Genomic DNA, 20,563 nt, shown 5'->3' on the forward strand with positions numbered 1-20,563 from the left:
GCCCCGATCAGCACGCGGCTCTGCGCGCGCCATCCGCTCCGCGCGCCGCGCCGCGGCGGCACGCGTGTCCCGGACGCCGCCGCTGCGACGATATCGGCGGCCAGCCCCGGCCGCATCGCCGGGACCGTCACGCGGTCGAGCGCGGCACGTTCGGTCGCGGTGAAGTCGGCGCTCATGACGAGATCTCCCCCGCTAGCGAGGTCAGCCCTCGCGCCGCCAGCGCGGCACGCATCGCACCACGCGCGCGCAGCAACAGCGACTCGAACGCTTTCAGGTTCAGCTCCAGCGCGTCCGCGGCCATCGAATTGGGTAACTCCTCGTAATAAGTCAGCACGATCGCGGCGCGATGCCGCTCGCTGAGATCGCCCAGCGCGGCCCGCGCCGCGCCGCGCAAACGTTCTTCTTCGACCAGAGCCTCCGCCCCTGGCGCTTCGTCGGCGCGCTCGGGCGGCTCCTCGTCGCTGGCAAAGCGCCGCCGCCTGAGGCGATCGAGGCACTGGTTGACCGCGACTCGCGTCAGCCACGCCGCGATCCCCGCCTGACCCGGCCGCCAGCGTTCGGCCGACGCCCACAACCGCAGCAACGCCTCCTGCGCGACATCCTCTGCCTCTGCCGCGTCGCCGATCATGCGATAGGCGATGCGGTGGAGCATCGCGGCATGGGCATCGACCACGCGCCCGAACGCCACGGCATCGCGCCCGGCGATGCGCGTCATCAACGCATCGTCGTTGTCAGCCGCCGCGGCCTCCCGCGCGGCGCTCGAAAACCGCATCAACACGTATCCAATCTGGTCCTTGCCAGCTTAACGCGCGATGGCGTCGAACCCTTCGCGCAGATTATGCCGGCCCGTGCCGCACGATCGCAAAGCCTTCGTCGGCGTGCGGCGGCACGAAATGCGCGGTGAACTGGTCGAACTCGGCATCGCTCGCCTGATAGGCGTGGGTGCCGGCGGCGTTGCGCGCATGGAGACGCTGCCGGCAAATCTCATCCGGCAGATCGAGGAAATGCAGCGTCGCGGTAATTCCCGCCTTGTCGGCCAGCCCGCGCATCCAGGTCCTGCTGGCGACGGTATTGGCTGGAAAATCGAGGATGATGGTCAGGCCGCGCCGCAGCAGGTCGACGATCAACGGCGCGATCGCGGCCCGCAGCCGCCCGCTCTCGCGCCGATAATCATCGAGCGACGTGATTTGCGCCGGATAGAGCGTCGGCAGCCAATGGTCCTCGGCCAGCACCAGCCCGCCCGTCTCCACCGCCAGCTTAGCGGAGAGCGTCGATTTGCCCGCGGCGATCTTGCCGGTGATCAGATGGAGGACGCCGGCGCTCACCCCTGCGCCATTTCCATCAGCACCGCCCATTCGTCGTCACGCACCGGCGTCACCGACAGCCGCGACTGACGTAGCACCTCGATTTTCGCGAGGCGCGGTTCGGCCTTCATTTCGGCAAGCGTGACATGGTGCTGCAATGGCCTGACGGGCTTGACCGCGACCGAAGCCCAATCGCCCTTCTCGCCGTCCGGTTTCCAGGTGCGTGTGATCTCCATGATCCCGGCACAGGCCTTTTCGGTGTTCGAATGATAAAGGATCGCCTGATCGCCGACCTGCATGTCCTTGAGGAAATTGCGCGCGGTGTAATTGCGGATGCCGTCCCATTCGGTGCCACCGTCGCGGACCAGGTGATCCCAGCCATAGACTTCGGGCTCCGACCGCAGGAACCAGTACGCCATCCGATATCTCCCTACCTAAATCCCAAGTGAACGCCCGTCTCAGCGGCCATTCAGACCGACTCGCATAGAAGGATGCAACAGGCTCGGACAGTCTGCGTTTAGTGTATGGTATCCGAGTGCTTGACGATGGAGTTTCACATGAACAAGTTCCTGACCAAGGCGGTGCTGGGCACCACGCTCGCAGCCACCGCACTGACCGCCGCCGCTCCGGCCGATGCACAGCGTTATCGCCGCTGGCACCGTGGCCATGACGATACCGGTGCGGTGCTCGCGGGCGGCATCGTCGGCCTGGCGCTGGGCGCGGCGATCGCATCCTCGTCGAACGACCGTTACGACCGTGATTATTATTATCGCAGCCGCGGCTATCGCGCTGATTACGATAATTATTATTATCGCGAGCGCGGCTATTATCCGCCGGACGGCTATTACGCCTATCGCTATCGCGACTATCGCCGCTGCTGGGTCGAGCGCCGCTACGACCCCTATTGGGATCGCAGCGTCCGGGTCCGCGTCTGCAACTGATCCTTTTCAGCTCCGCTGATCGGTGCCGGCCCGCTCCCCCACCCGGCCGCCCATAGAATACCCTGCCGGGTGGCCGGGTGGGGGAGCGGGCCGGCACCGCAACCGTTTCAGCTCTGCTGAAACCATAGAAGCCGACGCAGGCATGATTGGAACGGCGCGGGAGGCATCTCCCGCGCCGTTTGCTTTTTGGGTCGGCTCGCGGCAATAGCCCGCGCCATGACCGATACGCCCCCCGATCATTTGTCGAGCAATCCTCGCAGCCCCTTTTTCGACCAGGACGCGCTGCAGCGCGGCGTCGGCATCCGCTTCAAGGGTGCCGAGCGCACCGATGTCGAGGAATATTCGATTTCGGAAGGCTGGGTCCGCGTCGCGCTCGGCAAGAAGGTCGATCGCCACGGCAACCCGCTGACGATCAAACTGTCGGGTCCGGTCGAGGCCTATTTCCATACCGCTGCGGATTCGGACGAGGGCGCGGACGAGGCCGAGTAAGGCCCGTCATCGAAGCGTAGCAACCGCGTCCTATCCGCCCCGGATGAAGGGGAGACGTCAATGAGGATGCGCGCGCTAATCGGACTTGTCGCCGGGCTTGGCGCCGCGGCGTCCGCCCAGCAATTGCCCACCGGCCAGTCGCTCTCCCCACTCGCCGCGCCCGGCGCGGTGTTCCGTCCATTGGTGTCGCGGGTCGGCCCGCATCCCGATTATGTCGCCGACGGCGCCGCCGCGATCGCGGTCAGCCCCGATCGCCGCGAGATGCTGGTGCTGACCAGCGGGTTCAATCGCTTCAACGGCCCCGACGGCAAGATCGTCGCCGCGCAATCCGGCCAATATGTCTTCGCCTATCGCATCGATCGCGCCGGCGCGCGGTTGGAGCAGACATTGGTCGTGCCCAATGCCTATTCGGGCGTGGCCTGGACGCCCGACGGGCGAGGCTTTGCGGTCGGCGGCGGGGTCGACGACGTCGTTCATCTATTCCGCCGCGGCAAGACCGGTTTCGCGCCCGCCGGCAATCCGATCAAGCTCGGCCACGCGACCGGCAATGGCGTCGACGTCAAGCCGCAGGCGGCGGGCGTCGCGGTCAGCCCCGACGGCAAGCGCCTGCTGGTCGCCAATTATTACAACGACTCGGTCACCCTAATCGATCTCGCTACCCACGCGATTATCGCCGAACAGGATTTGCGGCCGGGCAAGATCGATCCCGCCGCCGCCGGCCAGCCCGGCGGGGAATTCCCCTTCGCGATCGTCTGGCGCGACAATAAGCGCGCTTATGTCTCGGCGCCGCGCGACCGCCAGATCGTCGCGCTCGATGTGGCCGGCCGCGCGATCCGCGTCGCCAAGCGCATCGCCACCACGGGCGAGCCGACCGCGATGCTGATCGCGCCGCGGACGCACCGCCTTTACGCCACCGAGGACAATGCCGATCGCCTGGCAATGGTCGATCTGGCTACGGACACGCTCGCCGGCGAGCCACGGCTTGGCCTGCCCGATAGCTTGTCCACCGGGCCACTCGGCAAGGGGTTGAACCCCAATGGCCTCGCGCTCACGCCGGCGGGGACATTGCTGGTCACTTATGGCGGGATCAACGCGCTGGCGATGGTCACGCCGGGTGCGACCACGGCCGAGGTGGTCGGCATCGTGCCGACCGGCTGGTATCCCAGCGCGGTCGCGACCAGCGCCGATGGCGGACGCGTCTTCGTCGTCAACCGCAAGAGCCCGCCCGGCCCCAATCCCCAAGGCTGCGCACCCAAGATCGCGGTGCAAAAGGCGCAGCCGAGCGCGTGCGGCGCAGCGAACCAGTACATCTTCCAGCTTGAGAAAGCCGGATTGCTGACCTTCGCGATGCCCGATGGCCGCGCGCTGGCGAAGACGACGCTGCAGGTCGCCGACAATATCGGCCTGTCGAACGCCACTGCCCGTCGCGCGGCCGAAGCCCGGATGGCCGAGGTCGCCAAGCGCATCAAGCACGTCGTCTTCATCGTGAAGGAAAACCGCACTTATGATCAGGTGCTCGGCGACCTCGAGATCGGAAATGGCGATCCCCGCCTGGCGATCCTGGGCGAGGCGCTGAGCCCCAACCATCACAATATGGCGCGCAATTTCGTCACGCTCGACAATTTCTACGATTCGGGCGAGCAATCGAGCACCGGCTGGACCTGGACGACTGCCGGGCGCGTCCCCGATCTGCTCGAAAAGACCGCGCCGGTGAATTATTCGGCGCGCGGCCTGGCCTATGAATCGGAGGAAGCGGATCGCAACGTCGCGACCAGCCTGAGCCTGGCAGAACGCCGCAAGGTCGACCCCCGCCATCCCGACGATCCCGACCTGATGCCCGGCCCCGCTCTGCTCAACGCACCCGATGCCGATGACGACAAGCTGCCGGGCCAGGGCTATTTATGGAACGCGGCGATCCGCGCCGGGCTGACCGTGCGCAATTACGGGTTCGCCGACGCCTCGGTCTATGACAGCGAATCGCCCGGTTTCGTCCCGCTGTTGCGCGAGCCGTTCAAGGACAAGCGCACGATCTGGACGCCTGCCGATCGCGACCTCGCCAGCCGCAGCGATCCCTATTTCCGCGGTTTCGACCAGAAATTGCCGGATTATTGGCGCATGCTCGAATGGCGGCGCGAATTCGACCAGCAGGACAAGGCGGGAACGATGCCCGCGCTCACCCTGCTGCGCCTCAGCCACGACCATTTCGGCGACTTCAAGGAAGCGGTCGACGGGGTGAACACGGTCGAGGCCGAGATGGCCGACAACGATTATTCGGTCGGCATGGTGATTGAGCGCATCGCCAACAGTCCGTTCAAGGACTCGACCCTGGTGTTCGTGATCGAGGACGACGCCCAGAATGGCGGCGACCATGTCGATGCGCGGCGCAGCATCGCCTTCGTCGTCGGGCCGTATGTCAAGCAGCACGCTCTGGTCACGACCCGCTACACCACCGTCAGCATGCTGCGGACGATCGAGGCTGTGCTCGGCCTGCCGCCGCTCGGGCTCAACGACGCGCTCGCAGCGCCGATGGCCGATGTGTTCGACCTCAACCAGAAGGACTGGACCTTTCGCGCGACGGCAGCCGACGTGCTGCGCGGCACCAAGCTGCCGATCCCCGCCGACCGCTTCGTTGCTGCGAAGACGGCTGCGAATGTCTGCCCGCCGCGCGACGCCGGCTGGTGGGCGGCGGCGATGCAGGGCCAGAACTTCACCAGCGAGGACCGGCTCGACACGCCGCGGTTCAATGCCGCGTTGTGGAAGGGACTCGCCGATGGGCCCGAGCCACAGGCGCGGAGTGGCGCTGATTTGAGGGCCAACCGGGCGAGCTTGCTGCGAACGGCGGCGGCTGGGCGGGTGTGTCCGGGGTCTTAGGGGGCACCGATTTCTCTACGCTTCCCCGGCGAAGGCCGGCGCCCAGTCCCGATGCGCTCTCAGCCGCGGGACGCGATCGCTAATTCGCCTAAGCTTGGCCGCCTACGCCGCCGAGTAACAGCCGTCACCCCAGCGAAAGCTGGGGTCTCGTGCAGTATATCAATCGCATGAGATCCCAGCTTTCGCTGGGATGACGGAATGCCGGCCTTCGCCGGAGAGGCGTTGGGGAAGCGTTCTACTCTTTATTTTCGGGCGCGGTCGGATTGACCAAAAAAGTCACATACCCCTGAAACCACGGATTCTCCTCCAGCCCCGCCGGCGGCTGCCACTCACCCCCCTGCAGCAGGCCGATCCGGAACGGCAACTTCAACCGATCGAGTTTCGCCAGATACGCCTGATACCCAGGAATGACATGATCCCCCTGGTAGATTTGCAGCACCGCCTCATCGACTACACCAGCCAGCGCATCGAGCCCTTTCGGATCCCCGTTCGCACTCCAGTCGAGCAATCCAGTAATCCCCAGGTGACAGTCACCCGGCAGCCGCACGCGTAGTCCGCGCAGGAAAGCGGCATAGTCCTCCAGATGCCGCGTCCGCGCATCGAAATCGATCTGTACGCCGACGACGCGGTTGCCCGCCGCACGCCACCGGGCCAGCGCCGCGAGCAATTGGTCATAGATGGCGGGCGACCAGGCGAGCGTCTCGACCCGCACCACCATCCAGACTTCGCGATTGCCAAGCCGCGGGATTGCCGCGCGTTGCGCCGCATAGCGGACCGGATCGGTCGCCTCGACCTGGCCCTGCAGCAGATACAACCGCCTGGCCGTCGCCAGCGCCGGCTGCGCCTTCACCCCGGCCCATAACCAGACCGCGTCATAGGCCGGCGCGACGCGCCCCTCCCGCGCGATCGGGACCGGCAGCAGCGCAATACCGATTGCCACGGCGGCGATGGCGGCGCGGATCACCGCCTACCAATAATAACGCAGCTCGCTCGCCCAGCGCGATTTGGGATAATCGCTCTTGAGCCGCGCGAACCACGCTTTGCGCACATTCTTGTCGACATCGGCCCCGCCGCACGAATTGTTGCCCGACGGCGCATAGCAATTGACCGCGCGGAACAAGGCATAGGCCTTGTCGTCGCCCGGCGCCTTGGGATCGGCGACGATCGCCTTATAGACCTCCAGCCGCGAATAGACCGGCCCGGCGAACAGGGTCTTCGTCCCACCCAGATCCTGTTTGGGCGGTTGGGTGTCGAGCACGAACTGGTCGAACCCATTGGCGCGGAAGAAATCGGCCAGGCACAGCCGGGCATGCGCGCTACCCGGCGCCGCAGCGAGATCGAGCGCGAGGCGCTTGAGCGCAGGGCAGTCGATATCGCTCGCCTGGGTGGGCTTGAGGAACAAGCCGAGCGGCAATTGCTCTGACCCCAGCAAATCGTAGAAATTGGTGTCGCTCGCGGCACCCGCCGGCACTAGCGCGAGGTCGGTCCCGAAATCGCGATACGCGCCCCGGCTCAATTCCTTGTAGAGCAAGGTGAACAAGGCGAGTTGGCGTTCGTGCGATCGCTTCGCTCCCGTCGCCTGTTTGCGCAGCAACCCGGCATCGGCGACGTTCGTCAGCAGGATACCGCGCAACGTCGCGTCGTCGACCGGCGAATCGGGCGCGAACACCCGCGCCAGCCCGCCGGTCCGCTCGTCATGCCAGGCAAGCGCGAGTTCGAGCGCCGAATGCTGCGCATCAAGCTTCGCCCCCGGCAGCATCTCCAGCCAGAAGCCGCGCGCATTGCGGTCGCCGACCACCTCCAGCGCCATGCCGCGCAGCATCTGCCGGCTGAACTGCACCTCGTTAAAGCTCGATTGGCGCGCCGCGTCCGGGATCAGCTTGAGCACCTCGGCCGGCTTCCTGCCGATATAGAATTGGTGCGCGGCGACCAGATAATCGAACAGCGGCTGATTGCCGGCGAACGCCGCACGCTGACCATTGATCTCGTCGAGCGTGATCGGATGGGTGCAGCATCCCGCGCTGACCTCGTCGTCCGCCGTCCGCATCCGCCGCAGATCGAGCACCGCGAGCAGAGTCGGATCGCGCGTATCGCCGATCGTCAGATCGGGCAGCAGCTTGGTGTCCATCTCCTCGGCGAGATCGACATCGTTCAGCCCGCGCGCCGCCATCGGCTGTGTGAACAGCGCAACATATTGCTGCGCGAGCAGATCGCGCTTGCTGCCGAACCAATAGACCCGCCGCAACAATCCCCGCGCCGACGCCGCGTAGAGCCCGTTGGGATAGTCCTTTATATAGCCGCGCAAGCCCGTATCGGCCGCGGCGACGGCCTTCTGGTCAACCGTCTTGAGATCCTTGATATTGCCATATTCGTCGAACAGGCCGACCTGGATGCGGTTCACTTCGACCCGCGCCGCCATGTAGCGTGCGGTCTCGCGCAGCCAGGCGTCACGCGCCCCGCTTAGGCTGGCGAACCGCGTCCCCGCCGTGTCGAAATCGCCGTCGTAAAAAGCCTGCGCGCCGGCGAGATAGGTGGCGAACCCTTTGCCCGCGGGCGACTTCACTTGCCCGTCGAGCGCCGCGCTCGCACTCGCGCCAGACTTGGCGCAATCGGGGCTGAGCGCCTTGCGCGCCGCGATCAACGCCGCGCCCTCGCCACCCGGCAGCTTCGCCGCGTTCACCGCCGCCTCGAACGCCGCCGCGCCGCTGCCGTTGGTGCGGCAGCGCGACCCCTCCCCCGACGAATAATCGCTATCGCTATTGTCCGGCCGCACCGCCAGCCAGCCCGACAAGGTGCGCCAGTCGAACAAGGCCCCAAGCGGCTGCGGCGGCGCGCCCTCCCCCGGCTTGGGTAGCGACCCGCGCCGGTCGAATAGCAGCATCGTCAAATTGGTCCGTGTGTCGTTGCCCGGCCCCAGCATCGCCATGTCGTCGCAGCCGGTGAGGTTGGCGTGGCTCAGCCGCCAGCTCGGCGAACACCCGAAATCGCCGCTGGCGTCGGCGGGAAGAGGCACGGCGAAACAGGCAGCGACAGCGGCAAGCGAGACGCAAAGATGGCGCATGGCAAAGACCCCCGGTGATGACGAAGGACAAAAATGCCATGCCGCCAACATCTTGCCTAGGAAGATTGCGCCATCGCCGAAGATTTACAGCAAACGGCGCATGCTCTTGCCGGTTGGGGCGCTCATCGCCATATCTTCGACGCGCTTCCCGGCCCGTCCCGGCAGCGCAGCTTCCCTTTTCGTTCCCCATCCGCTAAGGGCGCGCGTCACGCGGCGCGGCCCGCATACTCATGAGGCATTGTTTGGCTAAAGAAGAACTTCTCGAAATGCGTGGCCAGGTAGTCGAACTGCTGCCCAACGCCATGTTCCGCGTCCGGCTGGAAAACGACCATGAGATCCTGGGTCACACCGCCGGCAAGATGCGCAAGAACCGCATCCGCGTGCTGGTCGGCGACGAGGTTCTCGTCGAGCTCACGCCTTACGACCTGACCAAGGGTCGCATCACCTATCGCTTCATGCCGGGCCGCGGCGGACCGGGGCCGCAATAATGCCCCGTCACCCCAGCGAAAGCTGGGGTCGCTTGCGGCACGAGATGCCAGCTTTCGCTGGCATTACGCCCTGAAAATGAAGCTCGTTCTCGCCTCGACCAGTCCTCGCCGCCGCGAATTGCTCGCGCGGATCGGGATCGTGCCTGCGCGCCTCGCTGCACCCGACATCGACGAGACGCCACTCAAGGCCGAACCGCCGCGTGCCTATGTCGCACGGCTTGCCGAGGCCAAGGCACTGGCGGTCGAGCGCGCGGCAGACGAGATCGTACTGGCCGGCGACACGACCGTCGCGGTAGGACGCCGCATCCTGGAAAAACCGGCCGACGAGGCGGATCTGCGTCGCATGCTCGGGCAGTTGTCGGGCCGGCGGCATCATGTCTTTTCGGGCGTGTGCATAATCGGCCCGGACGGCCGCCCGCGCGTCCGCGTCGCCGATACGATCGTCGCTTTCAAGGCGCTCTCCCCCGCCCAGATCGACTGGTACGTCGCCAGCGGCGAAGGCATGGGCAAGGCCGGCGGCTATGCCATCCAGGGCAAGGCGGAAGCGTTCGTCCGCTATCTGGCCGGCAGCCATTCGAACGTGGTCGGGCTGCCGATCTTCGAGACACGCGCACTCCTGACTTCGGCAGGCCTGCCGCTGCACCAGCCGCAGGCCGATTGAGGTGGATCAACCTCCATATTTCCCCTCCCTGAAAGGGAGGGGATCAAGGGGTGGGTTTAGCGTAGGGCGAGGCTCGATGCCTCGCCCTACGCTTTTCCGGTCCTCGGCCAACGAGTCTTTGGAGGGCGCGCAGACGCGCGCACCCACCCCCAACCCCTCCCTTGCAGGGAGGGGAGTCTGCAAACCCGAGCGCCAATGCTCGTCGGAGATATCGCTTGGCTGAGTGGCTCTATGAGGCCGGGATCGGCGAAGCGCGCGCCGCTTTGGTCGAGGACGGCCGGATCATCGAGGCGCGGATCGAGCGGCCGGGTGGATTGAAGCTCGGCGCGGTGATCGAGGGTCAGCTGATCGAGCGCGTCGCCGCCGGGCTGAGCAGGATCGAAACGCCGTACGGCGGCGCGGTGATCGAGCGCTTGCCGTCCGGTATCACCTTGGGTGCGCGACTGAATGTCGAGGTCGTGCGTGAAGCCATTCCCGAACCGGGCCGCCCAAAGCTCGCCAAAGTAGCGGCAAGCGAGGCCGCGCCGCGCGACGCCGACGACCTGCTGGCGCGGTGCCGGGCAAGCGGTTTTCCGGTCCGCCTGTTGCGCGCGCACGAACCGGACGCGCTCGAGGCCGCGGGCTGGTCCGAAGTGCTCGACGAAGCGGAAGCTGGCGAGATCGCCTTTGCCGGCGGCGCACTGCGGATGTCGCCGACTCCGGCGATGACCTTGTTCGACGTCGACGGCCCCGGCGCCCCTGCCGCGCTCGCGCTCCAGGCGGCGCGCGCGGCGGCGATGGCGATCGTCCGGCTCGATATCGGCGGATCGATCGGGATCGATTTCCCGACTCTGGGCAACAAGGCCGAGCGCCAGGCGGCGGCAGAGGCGATCGACGCCGTCCTGCCCCAGCCGTTCGAGCGCACCGCGACCAACGGTTTCGGGTTTCTCCAGATCGTCCGTCCACGCCGCCGCGCCTCGCTCCCGGAATTGCTCCGCGCCGACCCGGTCGCGGCTGCCGCATTGGCCCTGCTGCGCGCGATCGAACGCACACCGCCGCCGGTGCCACCGGTACAGTTCGCCGGACCGCGCGTCGCCGCCTGGCTGGCCACGCATCCCGATTTGGTCGCCGAGTTGTCACGGCGGACCGGCGCCCCCATCTCGTTCACGTCATGACCAAGACCAATAGCTGCCCACTCTGCGGCAACATCACCGACCCGGCGCACAAGCCGTTCTGCAGCCGCCGCTGCAAGGACCGCGACCTGCTGCAATGGCTGGGCGAAGGATATCGCATCCCGGCGGGACCCGCCGACCCGGAAGCACTGGACAGCGGTGTTTCGAGCGATTAGAGGCCGCGTCTTCCGCGCTTAGCCGGATATGCCCAAGTAGCTCAGTTGGTAGAGCATGCGACTGAAAATCGCAGTGTCGGTGGTTCGATTCCGCCCTTGGGCACCATTTCTTACAGCCTCGGGAACGCAATAATCGTCCAGGCGCAATAGATTCGGGCGGACTTCGGCAGTTTTATTGGACGGCCGCGGTTGTAGAGAGCCTGATCCTAATCCATGTTAGTTGTATAGATGGTAAAACTAATCTAGATTAGGATTATCGCTTGCCATCGAAATAAGGCGCCAGCGACTGAGAGACGCCGAGCTCCCGCCTTAGGCCTGGAGCGAGTCATGCCACGCTATTTCTTCGACATCGTGGACGGCGATGATTTTACCGATCACCAGGGTTCTGAATGGCCCGATCTCGCGGCGGCGCGAATTGAGGCAGTGCGCTATGCGGCAGAAGTGCTCAAGGAGATGCCGGAGCGCTTCTGGAATACCGAGGAATGGGTAATGACCGTTCGGGATGCGCTGCGCAGGCCGATTCTCACCCTCGCATTTACCGCCGTCAACTTGGCACCCTAGCCTTTCATCAGTGAGATTCCGAAGATTTGCCGGGGGGAACTGGCGTCAAGAATCGTGAGCGCGAGCGCGGGGCGGCCCGATTTTATCAAGCCGTTGAAGCATCGCGGCAAAATACTTAGGACACCGGTACCGGCCCAGTAACCGGGGGTGGACGAAGATAGCGGGGAACAGTTTCCGCTACGTAAGTTTCCCGAGCCGACGGTCTCAATGCGGCTCGCTAGCCTTTCGCAGCACCCTTCTATCTGGATGTTGTCGTGCCTCTGGATCTTGTTGTCCTGCAAATCTCCGAAGATGACCTGCGCAGCGCCCTGACGGCCAAGCTGACGATGCTGGGCTTCAATGTGATCACACTGAGGCGTGGTCAGTTGACCGGCGGGCTATCCGGCACGACGATCGAACAAGCAGTGCTGATCACCGACGACGACGCTTTGGCGGCCTGCACCCCGCTTCCGGGTTGGCTTCAGGTCATCCTCCTCAACGGAACGTCAGGTGATGTCACCGACCGGCCGTTGCGATTGTCCAGACGCGACGCGACACGGCGAGTCGCCGACGTCCTGTCCCAATGGCAGGATCCTGGAGCGTGATGACGTGAGTTTGCCGCGTCGTGATTTTGCCCGGGCGTGTTCGCTGGCAAGGAGCGGTGTGCAGCGCGTAGCGGCGCTACGCGCAAGGACCGCGACGCAGACCAGCGGGCGCGCCCGGGCAACTGCAAAGCGGCGGGCGCCTTTTGGCGCATTGCAGCGCCTCTCGTCGGTCACGATGCATTTTGCATCGCTCCGCTCCTCGTTCCTCGCCCTGCGCCAAAATCCGCTCCGTCACGGCGGGGCAAACTCACGTCATCACGCTCTAGCCCGGCGAAATAAGGCCGGCGGCGAACGCCACGCGCAGCGCCTCTGACAGACTGCGCACCCCCATCTTGGTCATCAGGTTCGCGCGATAGATCTCGACGGTACGAGGACTGATCGCGAGGTTGTAGGCGATGACCTTGTTCGACCGACCCTCGATCAGCCCGGTCAGCACATCGCGCTCTCGGGGCGAAAGGACGTCCACTTTGGCGCGCGCGCTTTCGATCTGCGCCGATCCCGCGCTCTCATGCTCCATCCGATCGAAGGCCTTGTTGATCGTTTCGAGCAGCGCGTCCGCCTTGTATGGCTTTTCGAGGAAATCCAACGCGCCGGCCTTCATCGCCTGCACGGCGACGTCGATATTGCCTTCGCCGGTCAGAATGATGGTCAGGAACCGCCCATGTGAAAGCGAGCTCAGTTGCTCCAGGACTTCGAGTCCGTTCTTCCCGGGCATGTGATAATCGAGCAGCAGCACGCCCGATTCGAGGTCGGGGGCCCGCTCCAGAAACTGATCGCCCGAGCGAAAATTGCGCACGACGAGATCGGAGCGCAGCGACAGCAGGCCGTGCAGCGACGCCCGCACGGCATCATCGTCATCAATCAGATAGATGTTCCGGATCATCTTCCAGCTCCTTGAACACCGGCAGGGTAAAGCAAAACGCCGCCCCTCCCCCCGGTTGGTTCTCCGCCGTCAGGACGCCGCCATGCGCCTCGACAATACGTCTCGAAATGGACAGGCCGATCCCCATCGCCGTGCCCGACTTGGTGGTTGAGAAGCGCGCATAGAGCTGTTCGCCCAGCGCGTCGGGAATGCCCGGTCCGGTGTCCTTGATCGAGAGCATGACCATGTCGTCGTCGCGGCATCGCGACTTGATCATGATCCGACGCGGTTGGCCCGCGTCGAGCGACCGCAGAGCCTCGACGGCATTACGCAACAGGTTAACCAGCACCTGCTGGATTTGCACGCGATCGGCGAAGATCGTGTCGCAGGTAGGATCCAGATCGTAACTGAGGTCCATCTCCTCGCGCCCGCTGCCGAAGAATACCAGCGCGACCGCGCCCCTGGTTATATCGTCGAGCGATTCGGGCCGCATTTCGATATCGCGTTTGGCTAGGAAGTCGCGCAATCGCCGGATGATGTCGCCCGACCGCTGGGTCTGCTCTTCCGCCATGTGGAGCAGGTCGGCGACGCGCTCGCCGCTTGCGCCCTGTTCGATCAGCATCCGCGCCGCGGCGATGAAATTGGACGTCGCGCTGAGCGGCTGATTGAGTTCGTGCGCCAGATCGGCGGCGAGTTCGCTCATCGCGCTCTGACGCGAGATATGAGTCAGTTCCGCGCTGAGTTCCGACAATTGCTGTTCCTCGCGGTGGCGGTCCGACATGTCGCGGACGATCCCGGTAAAGATCCGCTCGTTGCCGATTAACGTCTCGCCGACATTCAGTTCGACTGGGAAGAAAGTGCCATCGGCGCGCCGCGCGATGAGCTCGCGAGTCTTCCCGATCACCTTGCGTTCGCCGGTCCGGAGGTATTCGACGATCGCCGCGTCGTGTTGTGCTGCAAGGCCTTCAGGCATCAGCATCTTGAGATTGCGGCCGATCGCGGACTCGCTGGAATAACCGAACATCGCTTCCGCGGCGCGGCTGAAGCTTTTGATCACGCCGTGTTCGTTGATGACGATCGTCGCGTCAGGCACCGTCTCGATCATCGAATCGAGCCGCATTTGCGCCTCGAGGCGGTTGCGCTGCGTGACATCGATAATCGACCCGACCGATCGCACCAGATTGCCTTGCTCGTCGTACAGGCAGCGCGCCGTTCCTTCGAGCGTGCGCGGCGACCCCGCGTCGGGAAGGAAGCGATATTGGAAGGCGAAGCGATCGCGCCGATCTGCGACCGCACTGTCGATCGACGCCATCACATCGAAAACATCCGCGGCCTCGACATGATCGCGCCACATATCGAACGTGTCGATCGCACCGGCGGGCAGCCCCAGCCGCTGCTCCGATCCGGGCGACCAGCTGATGCGCCCGCTCGCGACGTCCCAATCGAACACGCCGATCTCATTGACCTCTGCCGCGATCGCTAGGCGATTCTCACTGACGCGAAGTTCCTCCTCGGCCCGGACGCGCGACGTCAGGTCGAGCATCTTGAGCACGACCACGTCGTCGGGGCCCGAGCGCTGCAAGTATCGCCGCCGCTCCATCACGTTGAGGTCGATCCCGTCGCGGGTGCGCTCGAGGAATTCCGCCTCGCCGTCGGCGGACAATGGTGGCGGATCGGCGCCTCCGGTCGCGCGCGATTGCAACAATTCATGCTTGTTGCGTCCCACCGCTTCGGTGTCGGTCCAGCCGTAAAGCTCGGTGCATCCTCGCGTCCAGTGGAGGATCGTCCCGTCCGGCCGGACCAGCGCAATGGCGGCGCTGTCGAGCGCGTCGCTGAGGTCGCCCAGCGCCGTCCGCTGGCGGGTCAGGCGATCGGATACCAGCGACAGGATCGTGCCCATGATCAGCATATTGACCAGGATCGCGATCAAGGCGGCGCCTTCCGGCGGGACGCCGCTGGCCCTTATCGACCATTGTTCGAAGACAATGGGGATTGCCGGAAGAACGAACAATATGGGGAAGACCAGCCAGCGCAGCGGTTGTCCCATCTGATCGGCGGACAGCAGCCCGGTCCATCCCGCCTCATGCTTCCACCACAGAAAAGAGCAGGAGAGCGCCAGCGATGCGACGCCGGCCGGCAACGGCGCGATGAAGAATTGGTTGAGCGGGGCTCCGGCGCCGATCCACATCAATGATATCGTCGAATATAGACCGAGACACAGGGCCAGCGCGGCAAGCACGTTCCCCGCCTGATCCAGCCAAGTCGACCGTCGCTGGGCGAACAGGATCGCCACCGCGAGAAAAACGAACGACAGCAGCGAATTGAATCCCGGTCGCCCGGGATTCGGCGCCGCCGTGCGTGCGAGTTGATCGGAAAAGAGCAACTGATCGATACCCGGGCGAATGCCGGATACGCTTTCGGCAATCACCAGCATGGCCAGGATCAGGACCGCGGCCACCGCCACTATCGCGCCCCTCCGGCCAAGGACGACCGCGATCATCGCGAAGGACAGCAGCAAATATCCGGTAGTCGTGAGCGGCCAGGCCGGCGCGTAACTCGCGCCGAAAGAGGCGAGCGCTGGCATTTTGAACAGCCAGCCAAATAACGACGCAGATGCAGCCAGCGCGGCAATTCCAGCCAACACCAATGCAACTTTGTCACGCCTCGATGCGTCGTTCCCCCGACGCATTCGACCAGGCATTTTTCCCCGTCCTTATACTACCCACCATGCGGACAGCCGCATTTTTACTAGCGTTTTGTAGCATCACGGAATGTCTCGGGAAATTCAATAACCTCGCCATGTTTATGGGGATAAAAAGAGTCCATTCTGGGGGGAATTACGTCGCCAACGACGCCCTGCCGCCGCGATAGGTGATCATCGAATGACGCCCGAAGCCCAGCCGCAAGGTCATCGAGCGAAATAAGCCCTTCACTGCGTTGGATATCTGCTCGACCAGACTTACACGCCTGGGATCCTCCAATTCGAAATCGCCGAGCCAGAGTTCGTCCATCGTGCAGGCCTTGAGGTTGACCGCCGCAGGCGCCTCGCCACGCGGCGGCGCAGGCATTTGCTGCTCTGCCGGCCGCGGCAGCCGCTCGATCAGGTCGAGCAACGGCGCGTCGCTCGCCGGTTCGACGAGCGCCGCGGTGAGATCGCCGGGGCTGTTCGCCTGCGTCGCGCCGAGTGGCGCCGGGGCTGCGATAAAGGGGGCAGCGACCGCTGGCGGCGCGACGACCATGGCTTCCGCCAGCGCGATAACCGGCGTTGTGGCGACCGGCGGCTCGACTGCAATGGTCATGCTCGGCACGATGGCGACTGGTCCCGGCGCGGCAACCGGCGAGCAGAATGTCGCCATCGGCGCCGACGCCGCGCGAGCGAACGCCGCCTGCGGGCGCACTTGAGGCCGATGGCCCTGCGCGATGAGCGCGACGCGGACGATGCCGTCGAGCGCTTCCGACACCGATGCACCCCAGGCGAGCTCGACATCCGGCGACGCCTGGTCGGCGATCGTCGCGACGATCGCATCGAGTTCCAACAGCGACATGTCGGTGCCGCCGCTGATCGAGATCATCAGCTTGCCCGCCCCCGCGATCTCATCGTCGATCAGCGGACAGGCCATCGCGCGTTCCGCTGCGAGCACCGCGCGGTCCGTGCGCTCGGTGGCCTCGCCGAACCCGATCACTGCCCGACCCATCTCGGCGATCACGTTGCGCATCTCGGCGAAACCGATCTGCTTGAGCCCTGGGGTCACCAGCAGATGGGCGATCCCGCCGACCGCATCAGCCAACACCGCATTGGACTCCAGCATGGCGGATTTGAACGTCATCTCCAGATCGCCGATGCCGAGCAGCCTTTGATTTGGGACGACGATCAAGGCGTCGACCAGCGGCTCGAGCGTGGCGATGCCCTGATCCGCCCTGCCCGCCCGCCGCAATCCTTCGAACTCGAACGGGCGGGTCACCACCGCGATGGTCGGAATGCCGCGTAGCCGGGCGCGCTCGGCGAAGATCGGCGCCGCGCCGGTTCCGGTGCCGCCGCCCATCCCGGCGGCGATGAAGCAGAAATCGACATCCTCGAGCGCTGCATCGATTTCATCCACGACTTCCTGCGCGGCGGCGCGACCGACCTCCGGCCACGCGCCCGCCCCCAGCCCTCTCGTCGCCATCCGTCCGAGTTGCAGCTGCTGGCGAACTCCCAGCATGCGCAGCGCCTGGGCGTCGGTATTGGCAACGATCAATTCGACGTTCGGCAGGTTCTCAGCGACCAGACCGGCAACACCGTTCCCGCCCGCACCGCCGACTCCGAAAACAGCGATCCGCGGCATCACCGCCTCGATAGTGCCCATAAAGCTCATGACCGTTCCCCGACTCGCTGCATCCTGGGGACTCGTATCGCGGCATAAATGGTTAACGCGCCACGCTGGGAATCTACTATCGTAGAATCCCGGCAACTCTCCCCTCCCGCTTGCGGGAGGGGCTGGGGGAGGGCCTGTTTTTAGGCGCCATCGCTGACAGACACGCCCTCCCCTAACCCCTCCCGCAAGCGGGAGGGGGACAGCGACATTGCCGGGAAGACCACGCCACCTTAGGTTGGGCCGGGGGCCGAAAGGATCGCATGCGCAAGGGCTGGATCATTGCAATCGGCGCCGCGTTCGCATTGTTCGCGCTGGCTTACGGCGCGTCGCCTTATGTCGCGGTGCGCGGCTTCGTCGCCGCGGCGAAACAGGGTGACGCGGAAAAGCTGCGCGGCTCGGTCGATTTTCCGGCGGTGCGCGCCGACCTGAAACCGCAACTGACGGCGGCGGTGACCACGCGGATGGAGCGCGATCCGGCGATGCGGGGCAATCCGCTCGCCGGGCTTGGCGCCATGCTGATGCCGTCGATCCTCGACCGCATGATCGACAGCGTCGTGACGCCCGAAGGGATCGCGGCGTTGGTTCGGGCGGGCAAGGTCGGCCATGCTGAAACGGAGTCCGCGGCGCCGCGGCGGGTTGATTATGGCTTTCACTATGTGGCGCTCAACCGTTTCGACGTCATCTTGCGACGCCAGGGCGCGGCTGACGACCCTGTGAACCTAGTGTTCCAACGGCGCGGCCTGTTCGCGTGGAAGCTCGTGCGTATCGCGCTGCCGCAGAGCAGCCTGGCCGGTCCCGCGGACGACAGCGCGCCAGATCCCGACGCGAACGCAGCCTGAGGTTATTCGCCCGGGCGGTAGCGCCGCTCGACATGGTCCTTGAGGTCGTCCGGATAGAAATAAACCGGACGCAGCCGTCCCTCGGCATAGCGGCCGATCTGGTCGGCGAAGTGGCGCGAGGCGGGATCGCCGCTCTGTCCGCCGGCCATCACCGCCATCGCCTTCACTCGCGGGCCGAATTCGACCACCGCGACGAAGCTGTTGCCGCTGGTGCCGTAATAGCGCTTGGTCCCCGGCCAGGTCTTGGCGCCGAAGGAAGCGAGGCTGCCCCATTGCGCCGAGGTGAAGGGTATCGGGGTCGAATCCCGGGCATCGTCGAAATGCGGCGCGATCGCGTCGTCGAGCCGCTGGAAACGGTTGATATTGGCCCACGGCACACGCCAGTCGCCGAAGTCGCGCTTGAGCCGGTCGGTGGCCGCCGCCAATGCGTCGAGCTTGTCGCCCGGTTTGACTCGCGTCGCGATATAATCGGGGACGTTCATCCGCTCGGCCTGGGCGAAACCGCCGACTTCGCGCCACAATTGATCGCCCCAGAACACCGCCAGGCTAGTCGCGGTCGAATCGTAACCCCAGCGGCGATCCCAGCCCCGCAGCAAGGCGATCGGCTCGGCCAGTCGGGCGCGGCGCGGATCGTCGACGGGTAGCGCATTCCATGCCTCGACCAGCCCGGGGATCAGTTCGGCAAAGGCGGGCAAATAGCTGTCGAACGCCGCGACGCGCAGCTTCTCCGGCGTCCAGCCGCTCTTGCCCTTGAGCAGCAGGTCGGCATGTGTGCCGCGGGCATTGGGGCCGGTCTGATCCATGTAGCGCGGATAATCGGCCGCTTTGGGACTGTCCGGCCCCGCCGCATCCCAGGGCCAGTCGTTAGTATTGTGCACCCAGCCGACCCGCGGATTGAGCACGCTCGGCAGGCTGGGGAGCGTGTGCAGTCCCTTCCAGTCGGTCGCCGGATCGGCGCCGTCGACCGGCCGGGTATAGTCGAAGCGGTTATCGCGCAGCGGCATGAATTGCGGCATCAGGAACGCGATCTCGCCCTTGCTGTCGGCGAACAAAGTGTCGTTCGACGAATTGGCTCGGCGCGACGCGACCTGAAGGAAGCTCTTGAGGTCGCTGGTCTTGGTCCTGAGCCAGCTCTGCTCGAGCGCGGGCACCGGCTTCCACATCAGGGCCTCTGCGATCCAGCGCCCGTTCTTCGCCGCGACGATCGGGCCGTGATGCGTGCGCCAGGTGGTGAAGCGGCGTTCGCCTAGCGACCCGTCGGATTTGCGATAGCGCAAGGTCACTGCCACGCTCGTCACCGTCCGCTCGGCACTGCCGTAGCGATAGACGTAGCCGCCGCCGCGCTTCGTCACGCGCTCGGCGAACTCGTCGACATTGTCGACGGTGGATGAGGTGTGCATCCACCCGGCTTTGGCGTTGAACCCCTGGTAGATGAAGAACTGGCCCCAGGTCGACGCGCCATAAGCGTCGAGGCCTTGCGCGCTCGACATCTGCGCCTCGGAGCGGAAGTAGAAACTGGTGTGCGGATTGATCAGCAGCAGCGCCTTGCCGCTCGAGGTCAGTTTGGGCGCGATCGCAATGCCGTTGGAGCCGGAAGGCTCGCGTGGCACCATGCCGAGTTCCTCGGGCGTCGGCGGCGTCGGCTTGCCGTAGAAGGTCTTGAGGTCGCTGAGCGAAATCCGCTCGATATCGCCGCCGATACTGCCCTCGGTGAAGCTCAGCGCCATCCACGGCTCGAAATGCGTGAGCACCTTGGGCTTGGTGCCGGGATGCGTCGCCAAATAGAAATTGAGCCCGTCGGCCCAGGCATTCATCAACGACTTCAGCCATGGCGCGCTGGCGGCATAGTGCGCCTTGAGCTCGGCGGGATCGACATAGAGGCGTTGGCGCAGATCGCCCCAGATCGCGTCTTCCCCCTCTGCCTCGGCGGTGCGGCCGAGCGCGGTCAGGTAATTCGCCTCGACGCGCGAGAAATCGTCCTCGGCCTGGGCATAGATCAGCCCGAACACCGCATCGGCATCGCTCTGCCCGCGGACGTGCGGGATGCCCCAATCGTCGCGCGTGATCGTGACGCGCGCCGCCTGCGCTCGCCAGCGCGCCATGTCAGCGGCAGCGGGGTCGGGCGCGGTCGGCGCCATGGTCAGTACGGCAAGGGCTAGGAGCGGGAGGCGGAGGGCTCTATCCATATCGGGAGCGTAACGCGACACCGGGGAGAAAACC

At 65.3% G+C, this 20,563-nt stretch carries 19 protein-coding genes and 1 tRNA gene; 11 read left to right on the forward strand and 9 right to left on the reverse strand.

What is annotated here, in order from left to right:
* Window positions 1-172 precede the first annotated feature (172 nt).
* The 3 genes from AC1DRD_RS19955 to AC1DRD_RS19965 all read right to left on the reverse strand — a co-directional run bounded on the left by AC1DRD_RS19955 (window position 173) and on the right by AC1DRD_RS19965 (window position 1,723).
* Window positions 173-772 carry a sigma-70 family RNA polymerase sigma factor gene (locus tag AC1DRD_RS19955; RefSeq protein WP_478042759.1) on the reverse strand — a complete coding sequence of 200 codons (600 nt, stop codon included), beginning with the start codon at window positions 770-772 and terminating at the stop codon, window positions 173-175.
* A gap of 64 nt (window positions 773-836) precedes the next feature.
* Window positions 837-1,325: a P-loop nucleotide/nucleoside kinase family protein gene (locus tag AC1DRD_RS19960; RefSeq protein WP_478042760.1), complete on the reverse strand. Its 489-nt coding sequence runs from the start codon at window positions 1,323-1,325 to the stop codon at window positions 837-839.
* Window positions 1,322-1,723, reverse strand: a complete 402-nt coding sequence (locus tag AC1DRD_RS19965; RefSeq protein ID WP_478032173.1) for an EVE domain-containing protein — start codon at window positions 1,721-1,723, stop codon at window positions 1,322-1,324. Before AC1DRD_RS19965 ends, AC1DRD_RS19960 begins: the two co-directional genes overlap by 4 nt.
* 138 nt (window positions 1,724-1,861) lie before the next feature.
* On the opposite strand from AC1DRD_RS19965, the gene AC1DRD_RS19970 reads away from it, so the two are divergent.
* The 3 genes from AC1DRD_RS19970 to AC1DRD_RS19980 all read left to right on the forward strand — a co-directional run bounded on the left by AC1DRD_RS19970 (window position 1,862) and on the right by AC1DRD_RS19980 (window position 5,605).
* Window positions 1,862-2,245: a hypothetical protein gene (locus AC1DRD_RS19970; RefSeq protein ID WP_478032171.1), complete on the forward strand. Its 384-nt coding sequence runs from the start codon at window positions 1,862-1,864 to the stop codon at window positions 2,243-2,245.
* A 216-nt stretch (window positions 2,246-2,461) separates the two neighbouring features.
* Window positions 2,462-2,734, forward strand: coding sequence for a DUF3297 family protein (locus AC1DRD_RS19975; protein WP_478032169.1), 273 nt, complete (start codon window positions 2,462-2,464; stop codon window positions 2,732-2,734).
* 60 nt (window positions 2,735-2,794) lie between these two features.
* The gene (locus AC1DRD_RS19980) at window positions 2,795-5,605 is read left to right on the forward strand and encodes a bifunctional YncE family protein/alkaline phosphatase family protein (protein ID WP_478042761.1); all 2,811 of its coding nucleotides are present in this window, start codon (window positions 2,795-2,797) and stop codon (window positions 5,603-5,605) included.
* A gap of 235 nt (window positions 5,606-5,840) precedes the next feature.
* On the opposite strand, the gene AC1DRD_RS19985 is transcribed toward AC1DRD_RS19980, so the two are convergent.
* Both AC1DRD_RS19985 and AC1DRD_RS19990 read right to left on the reverse strand, forming a co-directional pair.
* Window positions 5,841-6,569, reverse strand: coding sequence for a DUF3142 domain-containing protein (locus AC1DRD_RS19985; protein WP_478042762.1), 729 nt, complete (start codon window positions 6,567-6,569; stop codon window positions 5,841-5,843).
* Window positions 6,570-6,572: 3 nt separating this feature from the next.
* A complete protein-coding gene (locus AC1DRD_RS19990) occupies window positions 6,573-8,666 on the reverse strand; it encodes a PA5441 family protein (protein WP_478042763.1) in 2,094 nt (697 codons plus the stop codon).
* Between the two features lie 242 nt (window positions 8,667-8,908).
* On the opposite strand from AC1DRD_RS19990, the gene infA reads away from it, so the two are divergent.
* From infA to AC1DRD_RS20025, 7 genes are all read left to right on the forward strand, one after another.
* Window positions 8,909-9,154 (forward strand): translation initiation factor IF-1, encoded by a 246-nt coding sequence (infA, locus tag AC1DRD_RS19995; protein ID WP_026325702.1) that lies wholly within the window; start codon window positions 8,909-8,911, stop codon window positions 9,152-9,154.
* Between the two features lie 76 nt (window positions 9,155-9,230).
* The gene (locus tag AC1DRD_RS20000; RefSeq protein ID WP_478042764.1) at window positions 9,231-9,815 is read left to right on the forward strand and encodes a Maf family protein; all 585 of its coding nucleotides are present in this window, start codon (window positions 9,231-9,233) and stop codon (window positions 9,813-9,815) included.
* 215 nt (window positions 9,816-10,030) lie between these two features.
* The gene (locus AC1DRD_RS20005; RefSeq protein WP_478042765.1) at window positions 10,031-10,969 is read left to right on the forward strand and encodes a ribonuclease; all 939 of its coding nucleotides are present in this window, start codon (window positions 10,031-10,033) and stop codon (window positions 10,967-10,969) included.
* Window positions 10,966-11,142, forward strand: coding sequence for a DNA gyrase inhibitor YacG (locus AC1DRD_RS20010; RefSeq protein WP_478042766.1), 177 nt, complete (start codon window positions 10,966-10,968; stop codon window positions 11,140-11,142). The genes AC1DRD_RS20005 and AC1DRD_RS20010 overlap by 4 nt, the downstream gene beginning before the upstream one ends.
* Window positions 11,143-11,172: 30 nt before the next feature.
* Window positions 11,173-11,248 (forward strand) — tRNA-Phe (locus tag AC1DRD_RS20015).
* A 221-nt stretch (window positions 11,249-11,469) separates the two neighbouring features.
* Window positions 11,470-11,703 (forward strand): DUF6894 family protein, encoded by a 234-nt coding sequence (locus AC1DRD_RS20020; RefSeq protein ID WP_478032163.1) that lies wholly within the window; start codon window positions 11,470-11,472, stop codon window positions 11,701-11,703.
* Between the two features lie 254 nt (window positions 11,704-11,957).
* The gene (locus tag AC1DRD_RS20025) at window positions 11,958-12,287 is read left to right on the forward strand and encodes a hypothetical protein (protein ID WP_478042767.1); all 330 of its coding nucleotides are present in this window, start codon (window positions 11,958-11,960) and stop codon (window positions 12,285-12,287) included.
* Between the two features lie 262 nt (window positions 12,288-12,549).
* On the opposite strand, the gene AC1DRD_RS20030 is transcribed toward AC1DRD_RS20025, so the two are convergent.
* The 3 genes from AC1DRD_RS20030 to ftsZ form a co-directional block, all read right to left on the reverse strand.
* Complete coding sequence (locus AC1DRD_RS20030) at window positions 12,550-13,170, reverse strand: response regulator transcription factor (RefSeq protein ID WP_478042768.1); 621 nt, start codon at window positions 13,168-13,170, stop codon at window positions 12,550-12,552.
* The gene (locus tag AC1DRD_RS20035; protein WP_478042769.1) at window positions 13,145-15,733 is read right to left on the reverse strand and encodes a PAS domain-containing sensor histidine kinase; all 2,589 of its coding nucleotides are present in this window, start codon (window positions 15,731-15,733) and stop codon (window positions 13,145-13,147) included. Before AC1DRD_RS20035 ends, AC1DRD_RS20030 begins: the two co-directional genes overlap by 26 nt.
* A 253-nt stretch (window positions 15,734-15,986) precedes the next feature.
* Window positions 15,987-17,504, reverse strand: a complete 1,518-nt coding sequence (gene ftsZ / locus AC1DRD_RS20040) for a cell division protein FtsZ (RefSeq protein WP_478042770.1) — start codon at window positions 17,502-17,504, stop codon at window positions 15,987-15,989.
* A 260-nt stretch (window positions 17,505-17,764) separates the two neighbouring features.
* On the opposite strand from ftsZ, the gene AC1DRD_RS20045 reads away from it, so the two are divergent.
* The gene (locus tag AC1DRD_RS20045; protein ID WP_478042771.1) at window positions 17,765-18,343 is read left to right on the forward strand and encodes a DUF2939 domain-containing protein; all 579 of its coding nucleotides are present in this window, start codon (window positions 17,765-17,767) and stop codon (window positions 18,341-18,343) included.
* 2 nt (window positions 18,344-18,345) lie between these two features.
* Here AC1DRD_RS20045 and AC1DRD_RS20050 read toward each other — a convergent pair whose 3' ends face one another.
* Complete coding sequence (locus AC1DRD_RS20050; protein WP_478042772.1) at window positions 18,346-20,529, reverse strand: penicillin acylase family protein; 2,184 nt, start codon at window positions 20,527-20,529, stop codon at window positions 18,346-18,348.
* Between the last annotated feature and the right edge of the window lie 34 nt (window positions 20,530-20,563).

The sequence above is a fragment of the Sphingomonas sp. P4_G2 genome (assembly GCF_056401155.1).